We start from the raw sequence: 24,556 nt of genomic DNA, 5'->3' as shown, positions 1-24,556 counted from the left end.
TGGTCAGGCGTCCCGGCTGTCGAGGACCAGGGCCGCGCGACCCAAAGCGGCAGCGGCCGCCGTACGCGGTGCATCATCCTCGGCGACGTCCACCGAGACGGAGACCTGGCCGGAGGCCTCATCGCGGGCGGTGGCCACCACCACGGCCGGGATCACCACGTTGACGGTGCACTGCGCGGCGATGGCGCCCTCAGGGGTGTCGATGGTGCCGGACTCCCCCGCCGCACAGGCATAAGCCGGTTCGGTGAGGATCACCCGGACCCGGTCCCCGACCTGCAACGGGACCGCCGGCTCCGCACCAGGCGGAAGAGACAATCCGACGACTGTGCGACCCGACGACGGGACCATGGCCTCGACACCGGCGGTGGGGCCAACCAGCGACCCGGCCGCCACATCATGGGCGGCGCGTTTCCCCAACAGGGCGGGCAGCTCGTCGGCGTCCAGGTAACTCAGCTGCTGGTTGGGGGCGATCTGAACGGTGGTGAACATCTCCGCCGTCATCACCTCACCCCGGGCCACGGGGACGCGGGCCGCGACCGCCTCCACGGTGGAGCCGGTCGACCAGAACACCAATGCTCCCCCGGCCGCGCCGAGCAGGATCAGCAGCCCCGCTAACACCGCGAACAACGGCCGCCGCTGCGTCCTGGCGGCCGGCGCCGCCACGATCGGCGGCCTCGCGGTGGTTGGTTCGTCTCCTGTTGGAGCCATAGTCATGGTCACACTCTCTATCAACCCGGGCACAGTGGTCCCATGGCGCAAACCTAACCGATACGTATTTCTATCACTAGTGACTTTTGGTCACTTATGGGAGGGTGGGGACTCCGTAGAGCTCCGCCAGCCGATCCGCGTGCTTCGCCCGCGGCCTGTGAGCCCCCGACTCCCACCGCCGCACCGTGCCAGCAGCAACCCCCAGCTCCGCAGCCACGTCGTCAGGAGTCAACCCTCGCCGCAGTCTAAGAGAACGCAGGGTCACCACCCCCGCCTCCTCCACGTCGATCCCAAGCAGTGAACACACCGCGGCCCAGGTCGCCGGATGAGGCGTTGAGCGTCCGTGCTCCCACGCCGCGACCCTCGTGCCGTCAGCAACACCAATCCGCTGGGCCAGCTGCGCCTGGGTAAGGCCCGCGGCCAGCCTCGCCTCACGGAGCCGCTCTGCCACTGACATGCCCACAGGATAAGGGCCTGAATCACCGCGACACCCCCCGCACGTCCCTCGAAGGTCGCCCCGAGCGGTGTTCCGGCCTCGCCGAGGTCGATGTCCGCGACCTGTCCTCCTTCGGAGGCTGCAGGACCTGGGCCAGATGCCGCAACGTCACCGGAGCCGAATCCGGAGAAGGGTTCTCTTCCGTGGCTTTCGCTGCCAGGTGGTGTTCCCGCAGCAACCGCGTCCCCACCCTCGCATCGCGCGACACGATCCACGGCGATACCCCCGTCTCCTCCGCCAGAGCAGCGAAAGTCTTCACCGACCCCGCCAATCCCAGTCGGCCCTCCATCACCACACGCATGCGATCCGGCAACTGGTCCAGCAACCGGGCCACCTGGTCCCGCTCCGCCCCCCACAGCGCCTCCGCCTCCGGAGACCTCGCAACGGTCACCGTCGAGCGTGACGGTGACTCCCCCGCCCACCGCCCCACGTCCTCGCTGGTCACCTCCCGAGACGTCCCCAGCCGGCGCGCCTCGCCGCGGTAGGCGTAGTCGACGACGGTATAGGCAAACGTCGACCACCCGGCCACGCGAGGGTCCCACTTGGAAGCGACCTCCGCCAACTGCAGCGACGCCCGCGACACGAACTCCTGTCGAAACTCGGGTGCGAACCGTCGACTCCAGGAGTAGACAATCGGCAACGCCGAGGCGGCGATCGCCGCCTGGGCCCGCTCCCCCCGCTCCACCAGCCGACTCAACTCCGCGACCGTCGCACCACCCACCAACGCCACCGCCTCCACCACACCCGCACGGGCCGCCCCAGCGATCACCCCCGCATCCCTCTCACCGGCGAGTTCCTCCAACCGGCCGCGTTCCCCGAAATTGACGGTCTCCACCTCCAGCCCCTGCCGTAACATCGCGGGGCGAGGCGAAGAAGCCGCCTCGCTCGACGTGGTGAACCTCACCGCCGGGCCAACACTCGGCTCCACCGGGACCGCAACAGGTTCAGGCTCGCGGAACTCCCGAGGCTGGATCGCTGCGGCCAGATCACTGCGCTGCTCCAGCGTCACAGCACGCGCCACCAGATCAGAATCCACCCGCATATCAGCAGGCGTCACCGCCATCGCGGCCGCCAGATTCCCACCAAACCCCGTAACCAAGAGTCCTCGAAGCTTGTCGATGTCACTGGCGTCCCGCGCGGCCAATTGCACGCCCACGGTGGCCCTGTCGAGGCCTTCGATGTACAGAGCCTTTCTCGGGACAATCTCCAACCATGCGTCGTATGCCCTTGCCCAGGCGTCCCTGCTGGTTTCGACAGCAGCGAGGAGGCGTTCGTGGCCGACGCCGTCGGCGACTTCCAGTCGGTTCATCGCCTCGACGCCCGCATCGAGGAGGGTGCGTTGGATTCTGCTCACGGCCAGCGCCGCCACAGGGTCCATCGCCTCGGATGCCTCAGCCACTGCATGACTCCAGCCGCGCAGGCTCGCCTCGAAGCTCCCCCGGGCCGGACTGCCTCCCAGCAGGCGCCGCTCGATCCCTGCCAGAAGCAGTCGCTGGGAGGGATCTGCCTCGCGGGACGCCGCGCGGGTGACGTACAGCGCCACGACACGCAGCTCCTGCCTGTCTCCCGCACTCACCGGCAGTCCCGGATCGCCGTCCAGCGCCAGTATCAAACCCTGCCGTCGAAGGCCTGCGTCCCCGGTCGTCAGGACTGGGGTGAGGGCCGCGGCGCTGCGCATCGCCGGGTCGGTACCGGCCAGGAGCTGGTCGCATCGGCGAACCGTGTGGGCCCAGGTGGCCAAGGAGACGGGATCGCCGGCGAGGTGGGCTGCTGCTTCTTGAACGGCCTGGTGGAACCTGGCCACGTCATGCCCTGTTCAGGTCGCGGCTGACGTCTGAGAGCAACAGCACCAGGCGGAGGGCCTCGGTCGTGAGCTGGGCCGGATCCCACAGCGCGGCCCGTCGGGCGGCCTGGTCAATGCACTGTGCCACCGAGCCCGGCACATCAACGGCCACCTCTGTGGCGCCCTGCGCGAACTCCACGACCATCGCACGGCATGCGGCGATGTCGAGCGCCGTGAGCCCCGTGACCGTGTCGTCGTGCACCATCAGGTTGCACGCCTCGTCGACCAACACGAACACCTCGTACGAGCCATCAATCATCTCTTCGTCCCTTCGCTTCGCCTGCGCCGCTGACCCCTTGATCGGAAAGGGCAGACCACTTTTCCCGTTATCCACAGGCCCTGTCTGCAAACCTCCACACATATGAACCCCGGACTAAGCGGGCGCTGGCGTAATCGACTTTGAGCTGTGTGGGGATAGACGAGCGGACGCGATTAGTACTTTTAGTACTAACCAGCAGCGCAGAGCGGAGTCGAAGGCACTCCCCCTAGAGATTCGCGCGACGCGGGTGAGATGGCTCGTAGCTGAAGCGGATGGACCAGCGTTCTACTGGACCGTACGTCCCCGTGGCAGTTCCTCGCCCGGTGGCATGCTCGGCCAAGGTTCGCCGTTGTTGTAGGTGCGCTCAAGCTGTGCCAGTCCGTCCATGAGGAGCTTGGCTGCCATGGCTGAGAACCCGTCGACACCCTCGGCCCGCAGCTCGTTGGGAATGAACCTCGCCGCACCGCGCAAACGGGCCGCATCGTTGACGTCTATGTAGAACCCGACCTTGACCTTGCTAGCCGGCTTCTTCGCGGGTTTGGCTGTGGTCCGTGCCATGGTGTTGGCCTCAGACACTCTTGTCGCAGGCTCGGTGAAGCTGGATACGGATGGAGTCTGTTGCTCTTCAACCTCTGCGACTGGGCCGGACTGGACCATGGGCGTTGTCACAGCATCGCCGGCGGACCGGTTCTTCCTGATCAAGCGCGAATTGACCGGTGGCTGATGCGCCGGCCTCGGTGGAAGTCCTGTCAGCTGGCGCCTCGCCTCCCCCGTCATCGGAGCCCCTCCCCTGCTCCCGCAACAGCAACCACCTGGCTCGCTTCACTCTCGGTGATTCGCTTCACGACTTCCTCGCCAAGCAACTGGAAGTCTTCCGCCAACCCGACCGCACTACGCGAACGCGGGCCATCCTGCTGCAACGCGTGGTCCCGGCGAATCTCCCACCACTTCGGGGCAGAGAGAACAGCCTCTTCAAGCTCGAACGCGAGGAGTCCCCGCTCTCGACTCTCCTGGGCTGCGGCCTCGGCGTGACGGATGGCAGTCTCGAAGATCGGCGCCCCGTCACCCAGGTCGTCCCTGATTCCCTGGCGCGCCGTCTCCGAGACTCTCTTCGCTGACCTGTTGACCCCAAAAAGCACGACGCCCAGCAGGTCGAGATCCGGGTTCAGCCCCACGACAGCGTCGAGACGGCGTGCCACGTCACGCAGTCCCTTTCGAGATGACGCATCAGTCTTGACCGGTATGAGTGCCCAACGGGCCGCCGCCAGTGCCGCCTGTTGCAGGGTCTCCTGCCCCGGTGGACAGTCGATGAAGATCAGATCGTAGTCTGCAGCCAACGGCGTCAGCGCCACCGCAAGGGCAAGCTTCGCCGCCGTGGGATCCTTCTGCGCTTTCATAGTCAGACCGGCCGCCGCCATGTCGAGGTGGGGTCCCCCGATCAGGACATCAAGGTTCTCTCGGATCCCTTTGACTGGCTGGGCGACACCTGAGAACGTCAGCGCTTGTGCCAGCGCCAGCCCGTCATCGTTGATGTCGCTGCTCGTGTAACCGAGTTCCTCCGCCAGATTGCCCTGGGGGTCCATGTCGACCAGCAGCACTCGGTAGCCGCTGACAGCGAGCATTCCGCCAAGGTTCGCTGTGACAGTCGTCTTCCCGACTCCCCCCTTGCCGTTGACGACCGCGACAACACGTTCGAGTCCAACGCCCATCGGGCACCCCCTCACGCCTAGTTCTAATGGTTCCAATAGTTCCAATGGTTCTACCGCAGCCTAGGGGGTATCGAGTCTGCTAGCTCGAACCGCGCCAGCGTGTCGCCTGAGTACTATTAGTTCTTTTAGTTCTATTAGCTCTCCGTGGGGTCCCACATGCAGTCATTCCGCTCGATCGCCCCTGAGCTGGGCGGCCCCTCACGAGGCGCCCATGACGCGTAGGTCCCGCTCACACACGGTCACAGACCCTTTATCCCTAATAGTTCTATCCCTATTTCTTCCAATACCCCTATTAGCACCATTAGAACTAGTCATCTAAGGAACGGTCGAAGAGGCATGTCGCCGTAGCCAGGGTTCTTGGTGCTGCCGCGCGGTGCTTCGCACCGCTTGCCTTCGAGGCTGTGGCCGAGTCCGGCTCGTCGGCGGAGGGGTGGGTGGGGGAGTGGGGGTGCATGGGTGTGGTTGGTGGTCAGGCTGCGAGGAGCAGCTGGAGGCGTGCTTGTCTGAAGGTGGCTCGGCCGTCGGGTCGTCTGGGGTGTTTGCCCCATTGGCTCCAGGGGCCTTTGTCGCCGAGGGCGGGTTGGTGGCGGTGTCGTTCTCTGGTGCGTTGGAGTTCGACGATCCACCAGCGCCACATCGCTTGTTCGATGCTGTAGGTGATTTCGCGTCTGGCGAGGGTTCCGTGGACGCCTCGGGCCTGGGCGAGGGCGTCGAGGTGGGCGGGGGTGTGGGGGTGGAGGAGGCCGGCGTCTGCGAGGTCCTGGAGCGCGTCGGCTTGGGGTGGGGGAGTGTCGTGCCGGCGGGCGTAGGTGTTTCCTACTTCGACGCCGAGTCCCCGTCGGGTGAACAGGTCGTGTCGGGCCGCGTCCTGGCGGGCGGTGAGGGTGGTGCGGAGGCGGTCGCGGGTGGTGCCTGTGGCCGGGGGTGGGGTGCGCGGTGGGACCGCTTGTGACCGAAGAGACTCCAGGGTGCTGTGGATATCTCGTTTGGGGTCGATGGTCCAGGTGGCGGCGTGGGTGCCGGCGGCGGGGATGACGAGTTGGATCCAGCCGTCTGCTTGGAGCCGGTGGAGCGCCAGTCGGGTGTTCTCACGGGAGATCCCGGTGCGCAGTGCGAGGTGGCGGATGGAGGCGTCGACGTCGGGGGTGACGGCGTCGAGTGCGATCAGGTGGAGGGCGTCGAGGACGCGTCGGTCTGTGGCGCCGTGGGGGCCGCGCCAGCGGGTGGGGGAGGCGTCGGCGCGCTGCTGCCTGCCCTCGACATCGAGGGCGAGCTGTTCGGCGCGGGCGAGGAAGGTGTGGTCGGAGCCGTGCCGGTCGCCGGTGGTGGCCACAACCGCCACAGCGCGGCGCCATTGCCGGGTCAGGGTGGCGATCGGGGAGTGGGGTCCGGCAGTGGGGCGGGGGGTGCGGTGGCCGGTGTGGGGGTCGCGCAGGGTCCGGACGTGTTCCAGGCCGGGGGAGTGCAGCAGACCGATCACGTTGTCGAAGCGTCGGCGGGAGCGGGCCATGGACAGCAGGATCGTGAACAGGTGGGAGGAGGCGTCGACGGGGTACTGCCCGATCGCGGCCGACACCGCGGCAGGGAGAGGACGGAGGGCGCCGGTCAGGTAGGGGTGGCCGTGGGAGTCGCGGGGGAGTCCTGCGAGGATGTCGTCGTCGAGGCGGGTCAGCTGGGGGAGGGCGGCGACGTCTTCGGCGACCAGGTCTGCCAGGCGGTGGAGGTCGTCGGCGGTGGTGGTGGCGCGGGTCAGGGTCTGCGGGTCGCCGGTCACGATCCGGGAGGTGCCGCCGGAGGCGTGGGGGGCGCCTGGGGGGCGGACGCAGCCGGTGACCAGGTTCCCCAGCGGGGCCCGGTCCAGGGACTGGCAGGCGACCTTCACCCGATCGGTGACCGCATGCACCACCGAAGCCGGCACCCCGTCGTACAGCGCGACCCAGATGTGCCAGCCCTGCCCGATGCCGCCCGAGGCGCACACCAGGTACTCGATGCCCACCTGATCCAGCCAGCCGGTGATCCTGTCCCTGTCCGCGACGGCCTGTCGGGCGGCGGCCTCGGTTTTGCCGTCGAGGTCGAAGGCGACCAGGTGGAACCGGCCGGCCGTGTCGGTGAGGTGCACTGCCCAGGGGGCCTCCGGCGCCGGCCCGTCGATCGAGGCGCGGCCGATGTACTGCGAGGAGAACCCGCCTGAGGCGTCAGGTAGCTGCACCCGCAGCGTGTCCCGGGGGGAGATCGCCACCGCGAGGTCCCACGCCGCGACACGCGACACGCCGACCCCACGGGGGTAGGCAGAAACGACTTCACTGTCTATACTCAACGACAAGACCTCCTCTCGGGTCCTGGTTCACGATTTGGTTTCGAGGGAAAAGTCCTCCGGCAAGAGTTCGCAGCTCGAGCCTCACAACTTGATGACTTGTACGAGCCCCGTTGGCGCGGGGCTCGTTGTCATTTCAGGGGGTTTTACCCGGTCATGGGCAGGGTCTCCTCAGGGTGGTGGGGGTACTCCTCGGCCGGCCACCACGTGGGCACGCCGTTGGCGTCGAGGGGCACGTTCTCGATTAGTCGCTGCGCGTACAGCGACCGTGATGCGCCAGCAGCCGCCGCCAGCGCCGACAGGCGATGGTTAGCAGCGGAGTCGACGAGTAAACCAATCTGGATGGGGTCCACCATGGACTTCCGCGGGCGACGAGGAGCAGTCATGCGAATCACACTAGTGTGATTCGTATACATGTAACCGAAAACTGATGCGAGACACGCCCACAACTTCCAGATCACCACAGCGGAAGCTGGACGCCGTGGCGGTAGGGGAGTGAGGCCAAATGCCGCGCGGCCGCGCCCGTGTCGAGCAGCAGCAGGTTTCGCATCACTAGACTCCGATCGAACGAGGAGTCCGGGCCGATGTAGTTGCCCGCCGACACCGCACCCCGTGTGACCCAGTCCGTCTGGTTCCGCGACCTGGTCGACGCCACCACATGACCGGTCCCTACCCGCTGACACAAAGGGTTGTCACACTCATGCGCCAGCACCTCCACACCCACCAACGCGTCGAAGCCTTCCGCCAGTGCGAACGCGTACCTGTGTGCCACCACGGCGCGGCGAGGACCCAGCCAGAACCGGCCGTGGCCGGCATTGCGGCTGATCGCCCCCGCCCACCACACACAGTCACTTCCCTGCAGCACCCGCAGCTTCGCCCGGAACCGGCCAACCAGCACCTCCGAAGCCAGATCCTCCGCCGTCAACGACACAACCCCGCCCCTCGCTCAGATGCCCGGCGCCAAGGACGCCGGACCGGGAGAGGCCGCGGGATCGTGATGGTGGTGTTGCTGCAAGCGTCGGAGCCGGTTGGCCTCACGGACCTCCAGCCCACACAATGCCGCGGCCTCCGGCACCGACACGTCCTGCGTGAGTGCGTGCAGGGCCTGGCCGATCCGGCGCTCCGTGTCCTCCACGACCTGCTGCCGCTCCACCGCGGCCGCCGTCGCCACCAACGCATGCTCCCGGATCCTGGCCTCACGCGCTGCAGCCTCCTCACGGCGCCTCAGCAGCTGCTCCTGCACCAGCCGGCGCGCCTCCAGACGTGGATTCTGTGCCATCACTCATCGCCTTCCTCGTCGCGGGGCATTCCTTGAGCCCCATCGAATAGAAGAACCCGCATCCAACACCACCACAGTGGGACGACAGTTTCGGAGATCTGAAGGGCTTCTAGCCCACAAACAGACCTGAGCTGGCTTACCCGCGCTGGCTTGCCTGGATACCCTGCCACGTGTCCATTGGCGCTAGCCTCTTCGTGTGATCTTGACCACGACCCACAGCGTTGAGGGCTACCGGATCCTTCATTACTTCCACCCCATCGCGGCCAACGTCGTCCTCGGCACCAACATCATCAGCGACCTGGTCGCCAGCTTCTCCGACACTTTCGGCGGACGTTCCAGGACCTACCAGGAATACATGGACCGGATGTACGGGCTGGCCAGGGAAGAATTGAGTGAGCAGGCCACGACCCTCGGCGCCAACTGCGTGCTTGGTATCTCCTTCACCCCTGGAGAGTTGTCGGGGAAGGGCGTGCAGATGATGACGCTGATGGTCACCGGTACCCCCGTACTGATCAGGACCCCGCAGGAGTTGGAGTCCGAGGAAGAGCAACGTCAGGCCCGGGAGATCGCCGAAGAGGCCGCAGCTGCTGAGCGACGGGAGCGGGTCTACTCGCTGGAGGCTCTTCTCCACGACGCCGAGATCATGTCCGAGGCGCGTGGGTGGCGACGCATGTATGGGCCTCGGTCGATGGTGGAGTTCCTCAACAGGAAGGCCAGGGAGTTAGGCATCGACGGCGTTGAACTCCAGCTCGACGATGTCACTGAACTGTGATTGACGGCTAACGCTCCGCCACATCCACACCCCTGCTAGGCGAGCTCCTGTCTTGATGAAGCCGAACGGAGCAGTGAAGCGCCACAGGGTGGCCGAGGGAAGGAGCCCCCGGTCCACCCCCCTCGAGGAGGCCGGAGTCACGCTGACCCCAGAACAGGTACCTGACTGCGAACCGACATTCGACGAAGCGTCGCGGGCGACCATCAAGGTGCTTTACGGCCCCACCCGTCCCACCGCACTGTTCACCGTCAACTACGAGCTCACTTTGGGAGCACTCAAGGCCATCTCAGAGGCAGGACTGGGGCTAGGCCGCGATATCTCCCTGATCGGCTTCGACGTCGGCGATCTTGCAGGTCTCTTCATCCCCCGCATCACGACCATCGAACAGCCAACTTCGAAACTCGCGCGAGCAGCGGCTCGCCAAATCCTCGCCCGCCTCAGGACGCCGCACGCTGCCGTCGAGACCCTCCAGCTTGACGCCGAACTACTCCTCGGAGGGTCAGTAGCGCGCATCAGACGCTGACCGAGCCCAGGAAGCGCACCCTCGATCACTCCGCGCGTATGCGGCACCGTCAATTCCCACAGCCGACGATGAGGCTACAGCGACACAACGATCTTAGAAGAGGGGATCTCTGAAGAACGCCTGACCTATATGCCTTCCTCAGTCTCCACTGAGGTCCCGGATGTAGGTGATGCCGAAGGCTTTGACCTCGCGGTATTTCTGGTGCTTGGTGGCGAGGTCGAATGGGCTGTCGGACATCCGCTGGAAGATGTCGAGGCCGCGGCCGAGTAGGATCTTCCAACCTGTGTCGGTCGTGATCGACCGGTCGTGGATGGCCTGGGGCTCGGCAAACTGGACGTCGAGGACGATCCCCAGCACGCCGGCGCTCTTCTGGATCTGAAGCAGGTACTCATACTGTTTCTGGCGCTTGACTGGGTCGTCTTGGAACTCGACCGTCACGAGCTTGAGTGTGACCTCATCGGCTGGGTCCTTTCCGCGTGCGATGCCCTCGACGAGCTCCATCAGGTTCCTGGCTTGGTGGAACAGTCTCACGTAGGGGTCGACGATCGTGATCTGCGAGGCACCACGGAGATGCGGGACGAGCAGTCCGCCGTACGAAACGCCCCGCTGGCCTTCGTGATACTCCCGGTGCCCTTGGAAGAGCTCGGGGGCCGGCTCGGGCGCGGCACTGTGGTCGGCCGAAGGCACGCCGGTCGGGGTTGGGGCACCGCCGAGCGGGTCGATATCGGAGGGTGTCTCGGGAGGCTCAGTGTCCTGCTTGCGCCCGCGGTGGTAGTGGGTCGGATACTCGTCTTCCTCGAGAGTGGCGACGCTGTGCCAGGAGCCCTCGGTGTCGAGGTAGCCGAACTTGACCTCGGGCATCGTGGAGTCGATGCGGAGGATCTGGTCCTTGACGCGCTTTCGGCCTTCGATGGCGAATCGCAGGATTTCCTCGATCTCCTCGTTGCTGGCGTGGCCGTCTGGGTAGAGGATCTTCATCAGGCCGGAGAAGGTCTTGTGGATGCCGTCGCGGTCTCGGGTGGAGATGTCGGATGACAGCGTGAAGTGCTGCTGGTAGCGGTCGGAGTAGTCCTGGGAGCGCATGGATTTGAGTACTTCGGCGATGTAGTCGACGACGAATCCGTAGCCGTTGGAGAACATCTCGCCGCGGATGATGTCGACTTCCCAGCCGGGGATGTAGTGGTGGAGACGGTCCAGGTAGGCGGGGTCGTGGTAGGCCTCGGGCAGCTCGTCGAAGAGGTCGGAGTTCTTGAGCATGTAGGGCACGGTGTGTGAGGTGTTGCCGACGAACACCATGGACGCCTCCGCGCCCAGGGTCTCGATACCCCGGGAGAAGGATTTGTTCGCCATGTAGTTCTTCATGATGTCGACGAGCGCCCGGTCGGTGCGCTTCTTCTTGCCGGCGAACTCGTCGAACGCGACCACATCCCAGTAGCCGACGAGGCCGATGCGTCCGTTGGCGTTGTTGACGAAGAGTTTGGGGACGGTGACCTCTCCGCCTGAGATGAGCATCCCGTGGGGTGAGAACTCGGAGAAGATGTGGGACTTGCCGGTGCCCTTGGGGCCGAGCTCGACTAGGTTGTAGTTCCGTTCGACGAACGGGATGAGGCGCACGAGCTGGAAGAACTTTCCGCGTCTGCTGAACATCTCGGGGTTGAAGCCGATCGACTGCATGAGCAGGTCGATCCACTCGTCGGTGGTGAATCCGCGCCGGGACTCCAGGTACTGGTCCACGTCGAATCGCGAGAGTTGGATGGGTTTGATGGAGCCCAGTATCCAGGGAACAGCCCGTTGGTCGTCGGTGTGGAAGTACTCGATGTCGCAGATGCACCACACTCCGCCCACGAGCAGCTTGGGGTGGGCCTTGATGATTGGCGAGTCGACGATGACGCCCTTGATGCCGAGGTTGGCGAACTCGGCCTCGTAGACGTCCGCCTTCTCGTTGAGGGTGACCGTGACCTTGTCGATGATCCGGTGGCGGCCGCGTTCCTTGATCTTGGATTTGACCAGTTCGGATTCGCTGCGGTGGACGTAGTGGTCGGCGAGGATCTGGCGGACGGTGTCGATGCCGGCCTGGATGGTGGCTTCGTCGTCCGAGGCGGCGTACTGGCCCAGGAGGTACTCCAGGACGTAGGACGGCACGATGGCGTTGCCCTTGACGGCCTTGACCAGATCCTTGCGGACGACGACGCCGCCGAAGAGGAGGTTGATCTTGTAGTCGAGGTCGCTCTGTGGCGGCTGGCCGGCGTCGTGGGGCTCGTTCTGGGTTTCGGTCATCTCGCCTCTCCTCAGAAGTCGAAGTCTGACGTGAAGGAACGCTTCAGTGTGTAGATGGTCTTCTCGTAGACGTGCCACTGGTTGGTGTTGGGGATGCGTTCCTCGAGGCGGAACTCGACAGCCCGGTTGTTATAGTCGTTGGCGTCTTGGCTGAGCAGCATCCGCGGGCTCTGGTACCGGTCACGCGTGTCGGTCGAGATCTCGTCGAAGGTCAGGTTGACGAGGTTGGAGAGCAGCGTTTCGCCGGCGTAGAGCCCCGCTCGGAGGGAGCGTGGCTGGACCTTGTCGCTGACCGGTTCTGACTGGAACAAGCGGACGACGACCTGCCCGGTGGTGATTTTGTCCGACTCCGGGAGGATCTTCACATTCACCGGCCGAACGTCGCTCCTGCGCTTCTTGTTGACCGCCAGCACGGGGACGACAATCTCCTGCAAGGTCGCCCCACCGTGAACGAACCGGGAGCCACTTCCGGCCAGCCGCAGGCGGTGGATCGACTTGGGAATCTGAACTTCCAGCTGGCTGTCCAGCCCGAGCTGGGCAGCCTTGAAGGTGGTGAAGGCGGGATCGACCTTGAGGCCTGTGCCCAGCACGAAGCGCTTGTTGACGTACTTGAGGTCGTCGCCCTGTGGCTTGGTCGACAGGAAGAAGGGGTCGGCCAGCGCTTCGTCCTGGAACAGGAAGCCGTGGTCGGCCGTGATGAAGATGTTGGTGGCGTTGGCACTGGCCAGCTTCTTCACCAGGTCGACGATGTCGCTAAGCGAGTCTTCGACAGCTTCGAACACCTGACGTTCGGTGCCAAGCTTGTCCCCGGTGGCGTCGATCCTGTTGTGGTAGACGTACAGGACCCGGTTGGCCCTGTAGAGCTCGCGCCGCTCGTCGGCGGTGAGGGCCTTGAAGTCCTCGGCCTGGATCGCCGACCCACCCACAGCCTCGAGGATCTTGCTCCGGAGAGTGGTGTTGTAGGTCGGCCGGTCGTCGACCAACACCGCCTTGGCGTCGGCCGAGTGCTTGAGCGTCGAGTGCGGCAACAGGGCGGCCATACCGAGCTGGGTGTAGCTGGGCAGCACCCCAAGGACCGCCTCCAGGGTCGCGTCGAAGCGATCCTCCTGCCTGATCAGCGAGCCAAGCTCGTCAGCCACCTCGTAGCGCATGGCGTCGGAGATGATGACGACAGCCTTCTTGTCACCGTCGCGCACCAGCGGCTCGACCCATCGGGCATAGAAGTCGGTCTGGGAACGCAGCGCGGTCGAGCGCCACGTCTCGACCTGGTCAACCTGCTGCTGCCAAGCGATACCCAGCTCGTAGACGTACTTGTGGGTGTAGCGCTTCTCAACCTGCTCACGCAGCGTCTCCAGGGGCTTGGGGTACTCCGCAGCGCGGGCAGCGACGACGAACTGACGGTACAGCTGATCGATGCGGAACCACTCGCGCCGGTAGCGCTCCAGACCGTCGTCGAACGACTGCATAGCCAGGTTCAGCGAGGCCAGCTCGCCCAACAGCTCCGAAGCGCTTGAAACAGCCGTGTAGAGCCGCCGATAGTTGTCGATCCAGACGCTGCTCTGCCGGGCCCGGACCACCTCGGCCACTTCACGCGGCGTGACGGTCTGCTCGGCCACCTCCCGTGCCAGATCGCTGATGATCTTCTGGTCGGTCTCCTCGAACAGGTCGACACTGATCAGGTCACGGAAGCTGACGTCCTCGATCTTCGACTTGTAGTCCAAGTCCCTGGCGGCCCGCTTGGCGAGCGTGGACATGGCCTCTTGGCTACGCCGGTCGTTTCGCAGGCTGCCGAAATCGAGCTGGATGTTCTGCAGCCCGCCCAAGCGGTCCGACTTGAAGCCCTCAAGAGCTCGCTGGAAGACCCACAGCACCAGATCGTCGATGCTCGCCTCGGATGATTCGTAGCCGTAGATGCGTGCCACGCCCTGCCAGTAGAAGCTGTCGAGACCGTAGTCGGCGAGGGTTTCGTACTTGGCCTGCGATCCCTTCGCGTTCTCGGCCAGGAAGGTGCGCGTAATCTCCAGCAGACTGTGTTCACGCTGGCCGAGCACGACGGCGCTGATCTTGGCCCGCAGCCGAGCCGCATCGTCCTCCGGACTGAGCAGTGCCTTCAGGCTCTGGACACGCCTTGCGGCGTTGAAGAACTTCTCGTGCGCCTGCACCACCTCGTCGATGCCCTTGCCCACCAGCCCGAGCTCCTGCGCGACAAGTGCGGTGCGGTCCGCCGTGAAGACCCCGTAGGCCAACTCCAGATCGAGCAACCAATCCCCGATACCGCTCGGCACCTGACCCGAGCGATAGACGAGGAACTTGCCCTCCGGCTCTTGGTGCAACAACCGGTTCTTGACGGCGAATTCATCGTTAGCGACACGGATCGTCTGGATCCCCGGCAGGTCGAGGCTGTCGATATCGGCCGTGTACTGCCCCTCCGGGTCATGCCAGAAGACCACCCGACGGCTGTCGAACCAACGCAGCAGGTGTGGCCGGACCGCGGCGGCGTCACTCATCGCTGGCCTCAAGTCCGGGGATCCTCTTCAGGGCGGCACCGAACTTCGGATAGTTCGCCTTCACGCCGTCATCCAAGTCGATCGCGAGCTGACGGGAGGCCAGTGGGTACAGCACGTCGTGCTCGTACTCCTCGAGCTCCAGCAGGACCTTGCGCAGCCGGTCGGCCTCCTTCTGCGCGGTCGCCTGCTGACGCGGCGTTCCACCACCAGCCGCCAGGCGCTCCTGCTGCTGCAGGCTCGACGAGAGCTTGGCCGTGAACTCCCGCAGGTACTCGTTGAGCACCGTCGAAACGGTGGACGGCGTGTAGCGGTGCATGTAGATCAGGGCGTTAAACGACCCCTTAGGGCTGGAGAACAGCCAGTAGATCGGTCGCTTCCTGTAACGCTGGACGTGGTCCTTGTAGAACGACCGCACGAAGTAGTCACGGATGTCCTTCACACCCAGCGACTCGGTGACGAAGCGAAGGTTCTCCTCGAAATGCTGCTCACCGAAGGCCAGCCGGAGGAAGGTGCGGAAGCGCGCGACTACGTCGTCCTCAAACCAGTCGCCGTCCACAATTGGAATGACGTTGTCCTTATCCGGAGCGAACGTCGGGCTCGGTACCTTGGCCAGGTAGTCCTGCACGGTGGCGCCGTGTTCGGCCAGCAAGAGCCCCGGCTCGTCCAAGCTATAGCGACCGAACATGCACCCGAGGGCGTAGGAAACAAGGTCGCGGGCTAGTTCCTCGTTCCACTCGACAATCTTCGGAGTTGCGAAAGCCTTCCTCGCGGGACAGACCACACCCCAGTCCGCCCCGACGATCGCATCTATCTCTCTCAAGAACGTTGTCATTGCGTCACCTCGCCCTGTGGCCCGTTCGCGTTCCCGCATCGCCACAGTGCTCAAGGTTGCTTCGCCTGGGTCGTGGAGGAGCGCAGTGCAAGCGACAAAGCGAGGGCTGGTCTCACGGCCACGATAGCGCTCGACAGAAAGTTGGTAGCAGGCTGTGGCCAGCGGAGCGAGCTGCTCCAGGGAATTGGATCGAAGGGTGGGCAACGAGAGAATGTTGCCAACCACAGTATTCATCGTTGGGTTGATTGCCTGTAGGAGCCTTGCCGCAGCCGTGGAGTTTAGTGCCGCCAAGTAGGACCAGGACTCCTCGTTGTTGTCGCAAACAATGGTTGGGCTCCCGGAACTGAACAAGTCGTCCGCACCCCGGTGACGGAACGAACCTGCTGCGGAACCAATGAGCGTCCATGTGATCCCTTGTCGGCTCATCGCCTCCTGTTTAGGCATCCCACCATGCCCTGAGTAATTCCGTTGGGCGCTCGCCGACCAATCAGCGACCTCTTCGTCATTGCCATAGAACGCCGACCGACTGCCTCCGTTGTGAAGGAACCGCCACTTGGTGTCTTTGGCGTCGACCTCCCACCAGCTGCGAACATAGCGCGCGTTGTCGTGGGTCTTCAGACGGCCAGCGGAACGGAAACGCTCACCGAGATTCTGGCGAGTGAAGACCTGACGCTCCTCAAGGTCATATGCAATGGGTGCCCCTGGAACGAGCTGGAAGCGAGGAGAGGAGACGAGGAACGTGCGACCTGCCCCCACCGACAACGAGGACCGGAGGCCTGACTCCTTGCCTGCTTCGCCCGGCGAGTTGGTGAGGTCGACGTACAGACCGGCGTGCTCAGTGACGCGTCCGGCATGCAGTATGAATGCGCAGGTCGACACCACAGAACCGCCGATGGTTGAGAAGGCCCCGGCACCTAGGTGCACCAACGAGTCGATCGAGGACGCGGAAAGAAGCCGCGAGCGCAACTTCTCAAATGACGTCAGGTACATCCACGACTGCATGGTGATCATTGCCACGCGCCCATCCCGCTCGACGAGAGCCAGGCTCCTCTCAATGAACATTGCGAAAAGGTCCGACCACGACGCCGCGTAGTTCGCCTTGCCAAACTGCGCCAGCGAGGGGCCCATGTTGCCTCCACCCATGTAGGGCGGGTTCGCGATCGCGATCGCGTAGCGTTGCGTTAGGTACTCGGCCTGCAGCACCACCCGATCCGCCCTTTGACGCACGTCGGCCCAGATCATGTCGCCACCATCATCGAGCTCAAAGAGGTGCCGCTTTAGGCCATGGACCAGCCCGAGGTCGGGCTGGATCAGCGATCCGAACGTGTCTGCGTGCTCGAACTGGTTCCAGAAGGCTGCCTCGGCGTGCATGTCACCACTGCGCGTCAGTAGGAAGTCGATTTCTTCCAGCGTGAAGCGGATGGGGTCGAGGACACAGACGTTGGGTTCGACCTGCCTGATGAAGAACGTGCGCTGCTTGGCGCGGGCCTTCATTGTCAGAGCGAAGGCAGCCAGTGCACCAGCGCGTGGGTCGATCTCGATGCCGTAGAGGTTGTTGCTCAGGATGAGGCTGGGGATGTCGGCGGGCGCGTAGCCCTCTTCCTCATAGATGGCGTACAGAAGGTCGAAGGCATAGGTCAGCATGTGCCCTGAGCCGCACGCCGGGTCGACGACCTTGAGCTCCTCGGGCCGGGAGACCTTGAGGAAGTCGGTCTCCTCGTCAACCGGGGCGATGTAGTAGTCCATCTGATCGACCAGGTGCGAAGCAGGGCGGTTGAGCATCCACAGCCGGCCAAGAGAGTTTTCGACGAGGTAGCGGACGATCCAGTGCGGTGTGAACAGCTGGGTGGCTGCGGGGATCTCGTCGGCGCCGGCCTTCTTGTTCTTGTTGAAACCGGCGAAGACCTCGTCCTTCCGTTCCGAGATGTAGAACTGGTAGAGCCAGCCGATGACCTCGACGTCGCTGCAGACGTCCCTGGTGAGCACCCTGTCCGCCCGGCTCGGGACCGAATCGTCGGCCAGCAGGTTGCCAGGGATGAGCAGTTCAGTGAAGTCGCCCTCTCGCTCGAACATGAACGGCATGGCGCGGTTCCAGTGGCGGCAGTACTCGGCGAGCATCAGGGCGTAGGCCTCGCCTTGGGCGTCCACGCTGCGGCGACTACCGTTGAGCAGGCCCGTGACGGTCTCGCGGGTCTTGTTGCCGACCACCTCGGACTCAAAGTTGCCTCGCTTGGCTTCGGCCAGGATCTCGGGCTGTCCGGTCTCGACGCCGGCCTGAGGAGAGACGACACCGACACTGCTGTAACCGTTGGCGTCCATGAAGCGCAGGGCGACGATCCGGTTGAACCAGGTGTAGGCGACCTTCTCGGCGACGGCAGCCTTCCCCGTGTCGCCCCCACCGGCCCCCGCGACAGCCTTTTCCAGGGCTTCCACGGCCCTCGGCTGCTCAACCCCCTCGGCCGAGGCAGGCGCCAGCACAACGGCAATGCGGGCTGTCACCTCGCGGATGAGCTCCTTGCGTGCCCATGTCGCGAACGACTTCAGCGGCGCGGTTTCCATCAGAGAGAGATTCGCTTTCCGTCGTTGAGGGTCTTCACGAGCGCTGAGCGCAGGGCGTCGAGGTAGTGGTCAACGTCCGCCTCCGTTTCCAGGACCCCGGAGACCCCGGTAGCGGAGATGGTCTTGACCGACACGGTCTGCTTGGGGGGCGGTGGCGTGTCACCACCGCCTGCCGCACCCTGATGGGAGGCGACAAGTTGGTCGAGCAGGGTCGGGTAGACGGTCTCCTCGAAGCTCGACCCGGTCTCCCTGATGAGGGCGATCTGGTTCTGTGCGCGGACATGCGAGATCGTCTGGTCGACCTGTTGCAGCACGCTCTTCTGGGCGTCAGGCGCTGCCCTGGAGTAGAAGGCGCTGTGCTCGATCTCGTCTCTACGTCCCTGGATCGCCTTGATCACGCTGGCCCGGTTGGTAGTGACGACCTGGTCGATTTGAGAGAGCAGATGGTTGGTGGCCTCCTTGAGCTGGGCCATCTTGTTGCCGCGGAAGGCGTTCGTGTCGTCGAGGGCCGCCCGTACCGTGGCCTCGCTGCCGGAGGGCAGGTAGCCGACGTTGCCACTGTGGGTGGCCAGCAGTGCGAGGGCGTCGTCATAGATGGCCTTCTGGCCGCCGCTGAGGAAGGCCTGAACCGGATCGATGGTCGATTCCTTGGCGTCGAGCAGGTCATCGCTTAGGTTGAAGTTGGTCAGATACCAGTCGTTCGGCTTCCCGACCACTTGGTCGAGCAGGTCGATCGGGCCAGAGAGCTGGTTGACGAACGGATACCTGGAGCTGGTGATGGTGGCCTTGAGCTCGTCGCGCTTGGCCTTCAGTTTGTCAGCTCCATGGCGGGCCAACTCCAGCGGATCCTTGGGGGCGTTGGGCTCGTCGAAGAAGTCAGTGCAGAACTTCCGGAAGGCTGCGACCTTCCGCTCGTCGAAGGTCTTCTGCGGCGACACCACGCCGTGGGCGTGCTTCTGGGTGTTGCGCAGCGCCGTGGCGACCTCGGAACGCTTGAGGAGGTAGCCGTCAACGGTGAGAGTGACTTTGGAGGTACCGATCAGGTAGGCGATCAGGACTTCGATCGAGGCCAGGTCCCAGCCGTAGGGCTTGGCCGTGAAGGTGTCGACGATGGTCTTGACCGTGACCTGCTCGCCGAGGGATTCCTTGCGCAGGACGAAGGACAGCACCTCCTCGGACGGCGAGAAGAGCTTGCTGGCCTCAGCTGCGTCGAACAGGCCGCTGTCGGGGTTGGCTGCCCCGGCGACCTGCTGCTCACTGTAGGTTCGACCGTCGAGCAGCTTGAGCTGGGTGTAGGTGCGGCTGATCAACTCCTGGAATCCCTCGGTCACCCGAACTAGCGCGTCCTGCGAGCTGGAAGTGATGTCGGCGGCGTTGATCACCAGGACCGACTTACCCACCGAGGCCCTGACCCGCTCAATCAGCTCCTTCTCCCGCCCGGTGTTCTGCGCACCCTTGGTCTGCAGGATCTGGCCCTCGATGGCCGAGATCGACGCGCCCTGCTTGCGCTTGATGTACTTCTCGGTCTTGATCAGCAGCCGCAGGTCCGACAGCACCCTCGCATCGGGCTCGAGAATGACGCGCAGCTCGTCCTTGCCCGCGCTGTGCATGCGGATCTCCTCAGGCGAGTACGGGTACTCCGGGGAGATGAAATGCACCGCCAGCTCCTTTTGGGAGCCGTGGGCCTGGTCGTCGAGCTTGAATCCGAACGGGAAGTCCTGCACGTTCTTGGCGTAGCGCATCTTGCTGGTCTTGATCACGTCGCCGGACAGGATCTTGAACAGCCGACCGCTAACCTCCGAGCCGTCGATCTCGACGTTCTTGATCTCCTCCTCAATGACCTGCTCTTCGTTGGTCAGGTACTCATAGGTGTTGCCGCTGCGCTGAACGTAGGTCTGCGTCTCCAGAACGGTCAGTGCTTCCTTGACCTGCTCCGACAGCGTTGGCAGGTCGAGGCCGAAGCGGTCGTACACCAGCACCGTGAGGTTACGGGGCGTCGCCTGAAAGCTCTCGACATACTTCACAAGGAACAACGCCTTGAGCAGCCGAACCGCCAAGGGGTGATCGAGGTTGCGCTCGGCAGTCAGGATCTGTTGCTGAGCCGCAGCCTTGAGTGAGGAGCGGATGCCGGCGAACATGCTGTCGAACGTGGCGACGTGGCCGACCTCGACGTTGCCAATGTCCTTGGCGACCTGCTGGACGACGCCGAGCATCGAACGCTCACCGACCGAGCTGTTGCGACCCTCGAATGCATTGTGATCAGAGATGCCCTGGATAGCAGCCTGGAACAGCGGGAACTGGTAGCTGACGAACGGGTAGGTGCCGACGAAGTGGGCTTCGTCGGTGTAGTTGCGGTAGCTCTTGGCCCCGTCGACGAAGTTGAACAGGGTCTTGAAGTTGGCGTGCTGCTCGGCGTAGATCACCGACAGCGCACCAACCCCGACATCGTTCTTCTCCAGCAGCCGCTTGCGAATGACCTCCTCGACATCAGCGCTGGTCAGCTTGAGCCGGGTCTTGAACCGGGCCTGGATCTTGGAGAAGTCGTTGCCCTGCTGGCGGGTGCGGTCGCCGAGGACTTTCTCCATGTCCTCCTGGCTGGTCACGAACACCCATGCCCGACCGCCGCACTTGGTGTTGAGCGACTCGGCGATGGTCTGCAGGTTGAGCATCAGCTTGGTGTCTGAGCCGATGAACTGCCCCACCTCGTCGACGAAGAAGTTCAGGCGGAAGGTCGGGTCTGACTGCTTGTCCAGCCAGGCTTTGACCTGGTCGGCGAAATCCTCGATCGAGACCGAGTAAGAGGCGCTGTACTGCTGGATGACCCCGCTGTGGGGCTGGCCGTCGACTTCGGTGAAGGCACGATCGATGCTCGGCCCCTCGAGCGCTGTCTGTTCGCGCCCCTGGGCCCACGGGATACCCGAGATGCGCTCGAATGCCTCCTGGAAGGCCTGATACTGGCCACGGTTGTCGAGCTGGCGCTCGAAGCGAGCGACGTGGCCTTGGTTGCCGTAGTAGCCCTGAGACTCGTCGAAGACCTTGACGAACACCTTGAGCAGGGCGTCGTTCTGGTCCTTGCTGATCAGGGTGGCCTTCTGGTCGATGTTGAACAGCAGGCTCTTGGCGGGGATCCGGTCTGTCTTGTTCAGCAGCCCCGGAAGGAAAGCGTCAGGAGCCTTCGATCGGAAGTTGTCGGAGACGTTCTGGCGCGAGAAGTCCTGTCCTTCGACGTCGCCCAGGAGGTGGGCGAGCATCTTGAGCATGTGCGACTTGCCAGAGCCGAAGAAGCCGGAGATCCACACGCCGTTGCCGTTGGTGTAGGAGGTGTACTCCTCCAGCAGGATCTCCATCCCCTTGGCGGCCTCGTTGGTCAGCACATACTCGTCGACCTCGGTGGCCAGATGCGCAGCGTCATCAGCCTTGATGACGCCCTCGATCGGGCGCTGGATGTCCTTGGCGAAGATCTGGTCGAGCTGCATCAGCTCATGCCTCCTGTTCCAAAATGTTCTTGGCTCGGTAGTACTGGTCGTCCTTGAGCCGGCCGAACAACACCAGCGACGAGCCCAAGGTGTCGGACTGCTCATAGCGGCCCGGGAAGAACATCAGCATCGGCTTTCCCTTGACCACCGACTGCAGGTTGTTCAGCACGTTGTGGGAGCGGATGTAAGGGAACACCTCACCGATACCGGTGAGGAAGAAGATGTCAAACTCCTCCTGCGCCAGCCGGTCTCGGATCGCCGGGGCGATGTGAAGCTGCGGGTCGAGCATCCCCTGGAGCAACTCGCGGAAGTCGGCCTTGTCCTGGTCGGGCTCGACCGCCAACACCCGATCCCAGACCTTTCGCCCCTTGAGCAGCTCGACCGACAAGTCGTAGAGGTTGATCTCGAAAACCTTCACCCCAACAGCGGCGAGCCGGTTCTTGACCCGCTTCTTCGCCCCCGCCACCTCAAGCGCCGCCTCAGGTGGGTAGGGGTAGATGAAGAAGGGAACCTCATTGCCCAGGCCTTCCATCTGCAAGAAGCGATCGCCCCTGAGAACAGCGACCAGGTGCTCCTCCTGCTCGGGGAGTGTTCTCGGAATCACAGCGCCGTCACCTCTCCAGCCATCGGCCGGATCGGGAAGAATCGGAGATCGCTCGGAGTGTGAGAGCCCAGCGCAAGAGCGAGTCGCTCCGACAACAGGGCGGGCATGATGCGCCCAGCCACCGACAGCAACCCTGCCTCCTTCAACATTCCGAACACATTCGACCTCAACTTCCGCAACGTCGAGTCCTTGATCTCCACCAACTCCTCGTGCCACAACGCCTTACTCCGGACGAAGCTATCGAAGTCCTGCTGATCCAGAGTCGGCGCCAGGAGTAGGAACCGCTCGCGCAGCACTTCCTCGGCGAACTCCCCGATGAGCTCGTACCGGCGGCAGGCAGCAGCCCACATCAGGTGGTTCCGCTCGGACGCGGTGACCTCGGTCACGAGTGCCACCTCGTCGTCGGTCAACGCCGAAAGACGCTTGACCGTCTCCCGAACGAGGCGGATCCCAGTGCTGTGGGTCCTCACCTGCAGCACGTTGCTTTCCACCGCCATGCGCCGGACCGTTTCCCAGTCACGGTGCTGGACGTACACCGGCGCAAGCAGTGCGGCCTCACGCGCGAGAAGGGCACCCGTGGTGAAGGACAAGGCATACCGCGGAGAAGCAACCCCCGGTTCGGCGTTGTTCATCGGCCCCCTCCACTGTTCAGGTAATCCTTAGGGTCGCGTCAGCCGATGGTGCTGCCATCTACGGAACCGTCTCGCGGCGGCTCCCACTCGTGGCCCCAATCGGCTGCAACTTCCACAACGACCCTAGCGGGCACACACGACACTTCTTGTGATCTCGGCCATCAAGCGAGAAGGTGGCTCCAGCCCCCGTCCGCGTTCCCGTGCTGTGGGTGATGGACTCCCTGGTCGATCCCCATCCAGCTGGATCCGGAAACCGGGTACAGCCGCAACTACGGGATCACTGGAGGCACGAACAAGAGCGCCCACAGCAGGTGCTCCAACAGTTGCGCGATCCACTCCGCGTCGCGGACGTCGGTCTTGCATCCCGGCATCGTCTTGATGTGGCCGGCGTTGGGCAACCAGCGCTCGGCCATCGGGCCCTGGCCAGTCGCCCTGGGTGGGCCCGTGTTGGGTAGTTGGCAATGGCCAACGCCTGGGTTGCGAACGCGGCATTCTTAGTTTGCATCACCGTAGTTCGGTAGCGGAGCGGAGCAGCCATGGAGTTGAGGTTCGATGCGCCGGAGCGCATCAAGGCCGTCATCCAACGGATCGGGGCTCAGATATCGAATGTCTCCAAGTCTGGTCAGGTCGATTTCGATCTTGAAGGGTTGCATGGGACGGCCAATGTGCGGACGATAGCGGCACGGCGCGAAGCAGCAAACGACAAGGGCCTCGTCGTCATAACGTTCTACATCGCCGTCGACACGGAAGAGGCCGAAGCCTTGGCGTTCGTCGAGGCCCACCCCAGGCTGCCGATCGGTGAATTGCTGGTCGGCTGGGACCCCTACGAGGGGACGGATATCCGCCTCCTTGTGGAGTTCGATCCTGATAGTGGCGAGTGGGACCGAGACAACTCAGCTTGGCGAGCTGGATATCTTGCGCAGCTGATCGCCTCGGGGTGGGAGAGCCGCGAGGGCGGCGCGGCGGATCTTGCGAACACGCTAAACCGCGCTGGTATCGCTATGCCCCCGCTTGGGCAGGCGGTACCAGCCCTCCAGGATTCTGTCGAAAAGCCTCCCAATCGGGCACACTCCTTCAAGACGGCAAGCGTCTACACCTACGCCCCTTGGCACTGGGGCAGCACCTACATCGAGCCCTTCGCGCTCTACCTGTTCGACGCGGAACAGGTGGCCAGGAGGCTCTTGGAGACCGGCCCGTTCTTTGCGATGAGCCGGGCGGGGCACGGGCTGTTCGGCCGCGGCCTGAGTCTGGTGACGTGCGCAGGGCCAGTTGCTGCCTTCGTCCAACACAGTTATGGCGGCATGGCGACTTCCCTCAGCGGCCTGATCAATATCAATGCCACCTATTCCCGATTGCACTGGATGTTCAACTCAGAACAGCTCGAAGGCAGCGCAGCGCCGCTGCAGTGGCTTCTCCTCTACTCCGAGTTGAGCATGCAAGCTGCGCTCGTCGACTTGGATCGACTCCGCACCGGCGAAAACTTCGATGCCCTGCTAGAACGATTCGGTGCGCCAGACGTGCCCTACCGTCTCGACGAGTCAGGAGTGTTCTCCTTGCTCGCCGAGAGAGTCGGGCTGGAGGCTACAACCGACTGGTAACCTCTTCCCTAGCACTAGCTAGACGAGCTCTGGATCGAGATGGTGCCGCACTCCGCTTCCCTCAGGAGATCGAGGGCGAGTACTTCAGACCCACGATCATGGGCACCGCAGCCCACCTTCGAACGCGACACAGTCCTCATGTCGCGCGCACACGATCCGTTGATCGCG

20 protein-coding genes are annotated in these 24,556 nt (G+C 64.1%); 3 read left to right on the top strand and 17 right to left on the bottom strand.

Annotation, left to right across the window (positions count from 1 at the left end):
• Positions 1–3 precede the first annotated feature (3 nt).
• The 10 genes from ACX1D1_RS16180 to ACX1D1_RS16135 all read right to left on the bottom strand — a co-directional run bounded on the left by ACX1D1_RS16180 (position 4) and on the right by ACX1D1_RS16135 (position 8,608).
• Complete coding sequence (locus tag ACX1D1_RS16180) at positions 4–714, bottom strand: SAF domain-containing protein (protein ID WP_459056622.1); 711 nt, start codon at positions 712–714, stop codon at positions 4–6.
• A gap of 88 nt (positions 715–802) precedes the next feature.
• Entirely contained in the window at positions 803–1,165 is a 363-nt protein-coding gene (locus tag ACX1D1_RS16175; protein WP_459056621.1) for a helix-turn-helix domain-containing protein, read from the bottom strand.
• A gap of 22 nt (positions 1,166–1,187) precedes the next feature.
• Positions 1,188–3,008, bottom strand: coding sequence for a hypothetical protein (locus ACX1D1_RS16170; RefSeq protein ID WP_459056620.1), 1,821 nt, complete (start codon positions 3,006–3,008; stop codon positions 1,188–1,190).
• 1 nt (position 3,009) lies between these two features.
• Positions 3,010–3,306: a hypothetical protein gene (locus ACX1D1_RS16165; protein WP_459056619.1), complete on the bottom strand. Its 297-nt coding sequence runs from the start codon at positions 3,304–3,306 to the stop codon at positions 3,010–3,012.
• A 285-nt stretch (positions 3,307–3,591) separates the two neighbouring features.
• Positions 3,592–3,864: a hypothetical protein gene (locus tag ACX1D1_RS16160; RefSeq protein ID WP_459056618.1), complete on the bottom strand. Its 273-nt coding sequence runs from the start codon at positions 3,862–3,864 to the stop codon at positions 3,592–3,594.
• A gap of 215 nt (positions 3,865–4,079) precedes the next feature.
• The gene (locus tag ACX1D1_RS16155) at positions 4,080–5,015 is read right to left on the bottom strand and encodes a ParA family protein (RefSeq protein WP_459056617.1); all 936 of its coding nucleotides are present in this window, start codon (positions 5,013–5,015) and stop codon (positions 4,080–4,082) included.
• Positions 5,016–5,484: 469 nt separating this feature from the next.
• Entirely contained in the window at positions 5,485–7,284 is a 1,800-nt protein-coding gene (locus ACX1D1_RS16150) for a hypothetical protein (protein ID WP_459056697.1), read from the bottom strand.
• 191 nt (positions 7,285–7,475) lie between these two features.
• Positions 7,476–7,715 carry a hypothetical protein gene (locus tag ACX1D1_RS16145; protein ID WP_459056696.1) on the bottom strand — a complete coding sequence of 80 codons (240 nt, stop codon included), beginning with the start codon at positions 7,713–7,715 and terminating at the stop codon, positions 7,476–7,478.
• 71 nt (positions 7,716–7,786) lie between these two features.
• Positions 7,787–8,260, bottom strand: a complete 474-nt coding sequence (locus ACX1D1_RS16140) for a hypothetical protein (protein WP_459056695.1) — start codon at positions 8,258–8,260, stop codon at positions 7,787–7,789.
• A 15-nt stretch (positions 8,261–8,275) separates the two neighbouring features.
• Entirely contained in the window at positions 8,276–8,608 is a 333-nt protein-coding gene (locus ACX1D1_RS16135; protein ID WP_459056694.1) for a hypothetical protein, read from the bottom strand.
• A gap of 196 nt (positions 8,609–8,804) precedes the next feature.
• Between ACX1D1_RS16135 and ACX1D1_RS16130 the strand changes: the two genes are divergently transcribed.
• Together ACX1D1_RS16130 and ACX1D1_RS16125 are read left to right on the top strand one after the other, a co-directional pair.
• A complete protein-coding gene (locus tag ACX1D1_RS16130; protein WP_459056693.1) occupies positions 8,805–9,380 on the top strand; it encodes a YbjQ family protein in 576 nt (191 codons plus the stop codon).
• 55 nt (positions 9,381–9,435) lie between these two features.
• The gene (locus ACX1D1_RS16125; RefSeq protein WP_459056692.1) at positions 9,436–9,903 is read left to right on the top strand and encodes a substrate-binding domain-containing protein; all 468 of its coding nucleotides are present in this window, start codon (positions 9,436–9,438) and stop codon (positions 9,901–9,903) included.
• A gap of 138 nt (positions 9,904–10,041) precedes the next feature.
• Here the strand turns inward: ACX1D1_RS16125 and brxL are convergent, their stop codons facing one another.
• The 7 genes from brxL to ACX1D1_RS16090 all read right to left on the bottom strand — a co-directional run bounded on the left by brxL (position 10,042) and on the right by ACX1D1_RS16090 (position 23,203).
• A complete protein-coding gene (brxL, locus tag ACX1D1_RS16120; protein ID WP_459056691.1) occupies positions 10,042–12,180 on the bottom strand; it encodes a BREX system Lon protease-like protein BrxL in 2,139 nt (712 codons plus the stop codon).
• An 11-nt stretch (positions 12,181–12,191) separates the two neighbouring features.
• Complete coding sequence (pglZ, locus tag ACX1D1_RS16115; RefSeq protein WP_459056690.1) at positions 12,192–14,687, bottom strand: BREX-1 system phosphatase PglZ type A; 2,496 nt, start codon at positions 14,685–14,687, stop codon at positions 12,192–12,194.
• Positions 14,680–18,078 carry a BREX-1 system adenine-specific DNA-methyltransferase PglX gene (gene pglX / locus ACX1D1_RS16110; protein ID WP_459056689.1) on the bottom strand — a complete coding sequence of 1,133 codons (3,399 nt, stop codon included), beginning with the start codon at positions 18,076–18,078 and terminating at the stop codon, positions 14,680–14,682. Before pglX ends, pglZ begins: the two co-directional genes overlap by 8 nt.
• Positions 18,078–21,554, bottom strand: coding sequence for a BREX system P-loop protein BrxC (brxC, locus tag ACX1D1_RS16105; protein ID WP_459056774.1), 3,477 nt, complete (start codon positions 21,552–21,554; stop codon positions 18,078–18,080). The genes pglX and brxC overlap by 1 nt, the downstream gene beginning before the upstream one ends.
• A gap of 4 nt (positions 21,555–21,558) precedes the next feature.
• Positions 21,559–22,086 carry a DUF1788 domain-containing protein gene (locus ACX1D1_RS16100; RefSeq protein WP_459056688.1) on the bottom strand — a complete coding sequence of 176 codons (528 nt, stop codon included), beginning with the start codon at positions 22,084–22,086 and terminating at the stop codon, positions 21,559–21,561.
• A gap of 68 nt (positions 22,087–22,154) precedes the next feature.
• The gene (locus ACX1D1_RS16095; protein WP_459056687.1) at positions 22,155–22,790 is read right to left on the bottom strand and encodes a DUF1819 family protein; all 636 of its coding nucleotides are present in this window, start codon (positions 22,788–22,790) and stop codon (positions 22,155–22,157) included.
• Positions 22,791–23,059: 269 nt separating this feature from the next.
• On the bottom strand, positions 23,060–23,203 hold the full coding sequence (locus ACX1D1_RS16090; RefSeq protein WP_459056686.1) for a hypothetical protein: 144 nt from the start codon (positions 23,201–23,203) through the stop codon (positions 23,060–23,062).
• A 123-nt stretch (positions 23,204–23,326) separates the two neighbouring features.
• On the opposite strand from ACX1D1_RS16090, the gene ACX1D1_RS16085 reads away from it, so the two are divergent.
• Positions 23,327–24,388: a hypothetical protein gene (locus ACX1D1_RS16085; protein ID WP_459056685.1), complete on the top strand. Its 1,062-nt coding sequence runs from the start codon at positions 23,327–23,329 to the stop codon at positions 24,386–24,388.
• The last annotated feature ends 168 nt before the right edge of the window (positions 24,389–24,556 follow it).

It is taken from the genome of Tessaracoccus luoxuelianae (genome assembly GCF_054483915.1).
Note: the sequence above shows the minus strand (reverse complement) of the source record. Positions and strands in the feature narration are given on the sequence as shown.

Excerpts from the sequence above, each read along its gene's own strand:
- ACX1D1_RS16095 (WP_459056687.1), bottom strand. The coding sequence starts at position 22,790 with ATGAACAACGCCGAACCGGGGGTTGCTTCTCCGCGGTATGCCTTGTCC.
- ACX1D1_RS16090 (WP_459056686.1), bottom strand. The coding sequence starts at position 23,203 with ATGGCCGAGCGCTGGTTGCCCAACGCCGGCCACATCAAGACGATGCCG.
- ACX1D1_RS16085 (WP_459056685.1), top strand. The coding sequence starts at position 23,327 with ATGGAGTTGAGGTTCGATGCGCCGGAGCGCATCAAGGCCGTCATCCAA.
- ACX1D1_RS16155 (WP_459056617.1), bottom strand. The coding sequence starts at position 5,015 with ATGGGCGTTGGACTCGAACGTGTTGTCGCGGTCGTCAACGGCAAGGGG.
- brxL (WP_459056691.1), bottom strand. The coding sequence starts at position 12,180 with ATGACCGAAACCCAGAACGAGCCCCACGACGCCGGCCAGCCGCCACAG.
- ACX1D1_RS16165 (WP_459056619.1), bottom strand. The coding sequence starts at position 3,306 with ATGATTGATGGCTCGTACGAGGTGTTCGTGTTGGTCGACGAGGCGTGC.
- ACX1D1_RS16145 (WP_459056696.1), bottom strand. The coding sequence starts at position 7,715 with ATGACTGCTCCTCGTCGCCCGCGGAAGTCCATGGTGGACCCCATCCAG.
- ACX1D1_RS16100 (WP_459056688.1), bottom strand. The coding sequence starts at position 22,086 with ATGGAAGGCCTGGGCAATGAGGTTCCCTTCTTCATCTACCCCTACCCA.
- pglX (WP_459056689.1), bottom strand. The coding sequence starts at position 18,078 with ATGGAAACCGCGCCGCTGAAGTCGTTCGCGACATGGGCACGCAAGGAG.
- ACX1D1_RS16125 (WP_459056692.1), top strand. The coding sequence starts at position 9,436 with ATGAAGCCGAACGGAGCAGTGAAGCGCCACAGGGTGGCCGAGGGAAGG.
- ACX1D1_RS16175 (WP_459056621.1), bottom strand. The coding sequence starts at position 1,165 with ATGTCAGTGGCAGAGCGGCTCCGTGAGGCGAGGCTGGCCGCGGGCCTT.
- ACX1D1_RS16180 (WP_459056622.1), bottom strand. The coding sequence starts at position 714 with ATGACTATGGCTCCAACAGGAGACGAACCAACCACCGCGAGGCCGCCG.
- pglZ (WP_459056690.1), bottom strand. The coding sequence starts at position 14,687 with ATGAGTGACGCCGCCGCGGTCCGGCCACACCTGCTGCGTTGGTTCGAC.
- ACX1D1_RS16160 (WP_459056618.1), bottom strand. The coding sequence starts at position 3,864 with ATGGCACGGACCACAGCCAAACCCGCGAAGAAGCCGGCTAGCAAGGTC.
- brxC (WP_459056774.1), bottom strand. The coding sequence starts at position 21,554 with ATGCAGCTCGACCAGATCTTCGCCAAGGACATCCAGCGCCCGATCGAG.
- ACX1D1_RS16135 (WP_459056694.1), bottom strand. The coding sequence starts at position 8,608 with ATGGCACAGAATCCACGTCTGGAGGCGCGCCGGCTGGTGCAGGAGCAG.